Origin of the sequence: Acinetobacter sp. COS3 (assembly GCF_000475335.1) — a bacterium.
Classification (GTDB): domain Bacteria; phylum Pseudomonadota; class Gammaproteobacteria; order Pseudomonadales; family Moraxellaceae; genus Acinetobacter; species Acinetobacter venetianus.
In genome coordinates this window covers 1-5,238 of the sequence record NZ_AXCD01000039.1, presented here as the reverse complement: position 1 = coordinate 5,238, position 5,238 = coordinate 1, and the positions used below count along the sequence as shown (strand labels likewise).

Sequence of the window (5,238 nt, the reverse complement as noted above, 5' to 3'; positions counted from 1 at the left end):
TTCTCAGCACACATCACTCTTTTGATGATACTCGCCCTGAAGATAGACAAAATAAAGTACCGATTATCTTAGGAGGCACACTAGAAGAATTAAGTGATACCCCTTTATTGCTTGAAAGACTGATTGAGCAAGATCAGAATCTTACCTATAGTACTGAATATAAATGCTTAAATATTATGCCACATGAAGCTACGATTAATAGTGTAAATGCTCTGCTTAAAAAGCATTTTTTTGAAATTCAATGTTTAAGTATTGAAGAAATTTTTAAAATTGAACAACAGCTTAATCAAGATTTAGGTTGGTAAATATGGAAGATAATCAAAAAATCTATGCCTTACGCAATTCATCATTTTGGTATGATGATGAGTTTTTCTTTAATCTAATGAATAATGATGACCATATCGGACATATCACAGCGATTTTCGAAGATAAAGAAAAAGCGATACAAGAATGGAAACGCCTAGAATATGAATTCACCCATAAAGTCGATTTTGATAATTTTATGCGAGAAGATATTTCTGACAATATAGAAAAAATACTACCTCATCGTACATGGGATGATTTAAAAAATCTTGATGTAGAAGAACTATTTACCATTCTCCACCATAATGATATTCATGCCTACTACTTATATGAATATCCAAAACAAATAAAACAAGGTGTAGCTTGGGATAATTCAGAAAATAACTATAATTTTCATAATGCCTGTACAGAATATGACTTTAGAAAAAATTATTTCATAGATGCTACATTTCTTAGAGATGACCCTTTACTCAGTTATATTTCTCCATCTGTTCATAATTTTATTTTTATTCTAAATGGTCATCTATCTGACCTGAGTGATACACCACTTCTATTATCTCAATTTATTACACAACATGAATATATTGATTATGATGAAGATAGGAAATTTTTACGCATACAACAGCTAGATATTTCTACTCTCAATAGTTTAAATGCCCTATTAAAAAATCCAATTCAAAGTTTAACTATTGAAGAAATCTATGAGATCGAAAAATCACTCCATCAAACTTACTTAAAAGGAATAGAGTAAAAATGAACAATATCCAATACGTCATTCGTCAAAATGATTTTGCTTACAACGATGAATGGCATCTGACCAATTGCGTTTCAACAGGTGCGATCAAGCAGATTTATACAGATAAAGCTGAAGCTGAAAAGGCATACAAATCACTAGTCGTCGAAGGCTTATACTATGATGAACTATGTAACTATGACATTGGCAATGGTGAAGCAGATGATGAAATCTACGAAAAACTTGAAGCTTTAATTTTAGAAAAAACAGGAAAAACTTTTAATATAGATGATGGTGAAATTCCTAAACTCAATGAAGATGATGCTTTCGAGTTTGCCAAAATTTCAGGTATTGTCTGGTATCAACTCTTAGAAATCGATGCGACACAACCTTGCTATGTGCTTTGGATCAACTCTGAAGAAGACTATTTCACAGGTTATGAAACTGGTAGCATTATTTCGAGTCAAGATGAGAACTTTAGTGATGTGTCGTGGGAAGCCAATATTTATGCGATGGACTATGAATTTGAAGCTTTGATGGACAAACCACTTGCAGAGTTAAGCGATAGTCCACTGTTATTCAAACAATTCATCGAACAAACTTCGGATATTCGTTACGATGTTGAGAAAGACAGTATCGAAGGTATTGCACTTGATAACATAAAGTTTATTGATATCAAAACGCTGAATTCATTTTTGAAACAACCCATCTTTGAAATCCGTCAGATCTCTTTAGAAGAACTCGCTGAACTAGAATAAACTTTAAATAAAAAAGTGCGGTGTATTATCCGCACTTTCAATGATGTATTGAATAGTTTTAATAACCCAACTGCTTACTAATCAAATCTTTCATGATTTCTTCCGCACCACCGCCAATCATGTTGACCTTCACTTCACGATAAATACGTTCAGACTTCGTTCCACGCATAAAGCCCATACCACCCAGTGTTTGAACGGCTGCATCCGCACAAAACTGCATAGTACGAGTCGCAACATTCTTAAGCATAGAAATCTGAGCAACGAGATCAGCACCCTGCAATTGAGGCTGCGTCATTTTCCAAGCTGTTTCTTCAAGCAAAGCTCGTGTGGTTGTCAATTGAGTTGCCATATCTACTAATTTATGACGAACGACTTGATGATCAACTAAACGCTTACCAAAAGTCCTACGTTGTTGAGCCCAATCTAAAGCCTCTTCATAGCAAACTTGTGCATAACCATAAGCCACCACTCCCAAGAAAAACCGTTCCATATTAAAGTTATTCATAATCACTTTAAAACCTGCATTCTCTCGACCTAACAAGTTGGACACTGGCACTCGAACTTGATCAAAATGTAAATGCGCAGTATCAGAAGCCCACCATCCCATTTTCTTTAATGGTGTTTTGGTAATACCGTCACTATGTGCATCGATAAGTAACATCGAGATACCTTCTGCACCTGTTTTGGTCGGATCAGTTCTAACAGCAACCGTGTAATAGTCCGCACGAATACCTGAAGTAATAAAAGTTTTTTCGCCCGACACAATATAATAATCACCATCACGAATCGCTTTGGTTTGCAATGCGGCTACATCTGAACCACCGCCAGGTTCAGTAATCGCCAATGCTGAAATTTTTTCGCCTGAAATAATATCGGGTAATACTTTGGCTTTTAATTCCTCACTACCGAAATGCTGAATCGGTGGTGCACCAATGGTATGAACCATCAAAGAAATATGCACACCACCAGAACCCGCTTTAGCCATTTCGACACCAGCTAACAGTGAGTAAAAAGGATCGGCATCAGGAATCCCACCATATTCTTCATCAAAACCTAAACCCAATAACCCAATTTCAGCCGCTTTTTTATAGAGTTCTCTAGGAAATGTTTCAGCCTCATCCCACTCATTCACAAATGGCGTCATTTCTTTTTGTACAAAACGACGGACATTGTCAGCAAAGGCTTGATGTTGTTCATTGTAATACATTGGATTTAATTGCATTTTCTGCTTCCTAGCGAGTATCGATCATTGTTTTAGAATATTTAGTGATCACTAAGGTAGCAAAACACAACAAACCAAGCAAGCGCTTGGCAAAACTCATAACTAAAAAAGATCTTATTTCTTATCATTGAATATCAAATTTCAAAGCTTATTTGATTTTTAAACGACAGCGGAAACCTCGTGTCGCATAATAAGACTGTGCACCATTATGATAAGTAAATACACGACCATAGCGGCTATCACAGAAAATTGCTCCACCTAAGGTACGAACATCTTCTGGTGTTTTTACCCAACTAGAAGTTTTCAAGTCAAAATTTTCAATTTTTTGAAACTGTCTATATTGCGCTTCAGTTAAAAGTTCAACCCCCATTGTCTCAACGACATCAATCGCATTATTTTTAGGTTTATGTTCCTTACGCGCATCCAAAGCAGCACGATCATAGCAAAGGCTTCTACGTCCTTTCGGCGTTTCAATGGAACAGTCATAAAATATAATTTCAGATGAATCAGCTTCAATCACGACGACATCAGGCTCTCCACCTGTAACTTCCATTTGATCCAGTGACCATAACTTTTCTGGCTGATGTTGTAATTGATCTTCAATATCAGGCCAAAATAAACCCTGATGTCTTTGCATATTCTGTTCAAAACGATTTTTCAATATGTCCAACAATGCTGCTGTTTGTACACTATCTAATTGTTTTTTCTTGCTCATCTTTTCTCTCTTTTTTGTTTTTTATAGCACTTTGTATACATTCACTTAAATCAAACATACACAGGATGAATTAAATATCACTCAAATAAAAGATATTTTCGTTAAAAATACTGTTTATGTTCACAACACCAAAGAAGATCATCCCTATCCAGCAATATGTATCACAGTGAAGCTACTCCCCCAATCAATCGATTGCGTGTTTTTCTCTACCTCAATTAAGGCTGGTCTTTTGATTTTGATTCAAATTGGCAAATCATATAAGATTATTGTGAAAACTCTATGCTTAAAATAAGTTAGTTCCAAAAGTACTGGCATTTCTTACACTTCATTCCATTCTTATAGAAAAACAATGGAAAGCCAATCAACAGAAAAACTAAATACGCTGGCTTCTTTCCTTGTGTATAAGGCTCTACTTCCGTACTGCCACATTGAGGGCAACTAATCTGTTCAGAACCAAGAATTTGATCTACATCTTGACTAAAATCTTGAGCAAGAATACTTTGAGCTACACTTAGATGCTCTTGAGGTACAAGTAAACGAACACCGCCGAGCGCGTTAGAATATAACCAATCCATATTGATTGTATGTTCATTTTCAATACGTGCAGGAATCGCCATCGCCTCGAGCTGAGTCTTTGCGATTTGAGCCTCATAAGGAAAAGAATAGGTTTCAGCGACGACCCAATGCATACAAATATCTAATATCAACAAAAACTAAATTTTAAGCTCAATGAGTAAAAAGATATGTGTATAAACTTATTCAATTCACCTATATCTTTGATTAATTTATGAATTAAAAATTATATTGTCTATTTTACAATTTTATTGACATAGTCATTCTTTAAATTTAAAAATTAATACTCTTTTATAGATCTTCCCATGTAGCAACAATCTGTTTCGCAGTAATAGACCAAACATTTTTCCCAACCCATTCAATATTATGAGTAAACATTCTTTCATTATGTCCATAACTACTCCATGGATCAAAAAATAAGAACTCATCATAGCGCCACATAAAAGGATTAATTGAAATATCTGTTTGACAAGGAATATTGAATTCTAATATCCCCTGATAAATTAACCGAAGTCGAAATGGAGTTTCCTCGTAGTCTCGATGATCTTTTTTTATTAACGTAAGAATTAAATGAGCTGATTCTTTTCCAAAATCAATAATTTCAAAATTATCTAATTCACAATAATAGGGAGCTGTTAAACCACTACCACCATACCACCAGTCAGATGCAAGGAGAACTAGTAGACTTTCAGGTAATTTATTTTATTTGTCTTTAAATATTCATCATATGCTTCAAAAAGATATTTTGGATTACCTATATGATCTAACTGATCACTTAATTTATAAACCATTATTTGCTCTTTAAATGCTATTTGTTTTATATATGAGCGAAATATACTACAACTATGCACAATATTTTTCTTATTCCACTATGTTTTTTAATTCTAGCCAATAAAAAACACCCCCACTCATTCGAATGGGGGTGTTTAGATTT

Annotated in this window: 5 protein-coding genes and 1 pseudogene; 3 read left to right on the top strand and 3 right to left on the bottom strand. The window is 34.5% G+C overall.

What is annotated here, in order from left to right; all coding sequences use genetic code 11:
- The 3 genes and pseudogenes from IO68_RS33950 to IO68_RS29545 all read left to right on the top strand — a co-directional run.
- A pseudogene (locus tag IO68_RS33950) lies at window positions 1–305 on the top strand (hypothetical protein); the annotation flags it as partial.
- Window positions 306–307: 2 nt separating this feature from the next.
- Window positions 308–1,054: a hypothetical protein gene (locus IO68_RS29550; protein ID WP_023013907.1), complete on the top strand. Its 747-nt coding sequence runs from the start codon at window positions 308–310 to the stop codon at window positions 1,052–1,054.
- A gap of 2 nt (window positions 1,055–1,056) precedes the next feature.
- Window positions 1,057–1,794, top strand: coding sequence for a hypothetical protein (locus IO68_RS29545; protein ID WP_023013906.1), 738 nt, complete (start codon window positions 1,057–1,059; stop codon window positions 1,792–1,794).
- A gap of 58 nt (window positions 1,795–1,852) precedes the next feature.
- Here the strand turns inward: IO68_RS29545 and IO68_RS29540 are convergent, their stop codons facing one another.
- From IO68_RS29540 to IO68_RS29530, 3 genes are all read right to left on the bottom strand, one after another.
- Entirely contained in the window at window positions 1,853–3,016 is a 1,164-nt protein-coding gene (locus IO68_RS29540) for an acyl-CoA dehydrogenase family protein (protein WP_007482731.1), read from the bottom strand.
- A 148-nt stretch (window positions 3,017–3,164) separates the two neighbouring features.
- A complete protein-coding gene (locus IO68_RS29535) occupies window positions 3,165–3,731 on the bottom strand; it encodes a DUF4256 domain-containing protein (RefSeq protein WP_023013905.1) in 567 nt (188 codons plus the stop codon).
- Window positions 3,732–4,024: 293 nt separating this feature from the next.
- Complete coding sequence (locus IO68_RS29530) at window positions 4,025–4,420, bottom strand: DUF2007 domain-containing protein (RefSeq protein WP_019383671.1); 396 nt, start codon at window positions 4,418–4,420, stop codon at window positions 4,025–4,027.
- Window positions 4,421–5,238: the final 818 nt, after the last annotated feature.

Coding starts and splice junctions, on each gene's coding strand:
- IO68_RS29550 (WP_023013907.1), top strand. CDS start 308: ATGGAAGATAATCAAAAAATCTATGCCTTACGCAATTCATCATTTTGG.
- IO68_RS29545 (WP_023013906.1), top strand. CDS start 1,057: ATGAACAATATCCAATACGTCATTCGTCAAAATGATTTTGCTTACAAC.
- IO68_RS29540 (WP_007482731.1), bottom strand. CDS start 3,016: ATGCAATTAAATCCAATGTATTACAATGAACAACATCAAGCCTTTGCT.
- IO68_RS29535 (WP_023013905.1), bottom strand. CDS start 3,731: ATGAGCAAGAAAAAACAATTAGATAGTGTACAAACAGCAGCATTGTTG.
- IO68_RS29530 (WP_019383671.1), bottom strand. CDS start 4,420: ATGCATTGGGTCGTCGCTGAAACCTATTCTTTTCCTTATGAGGCTCAA.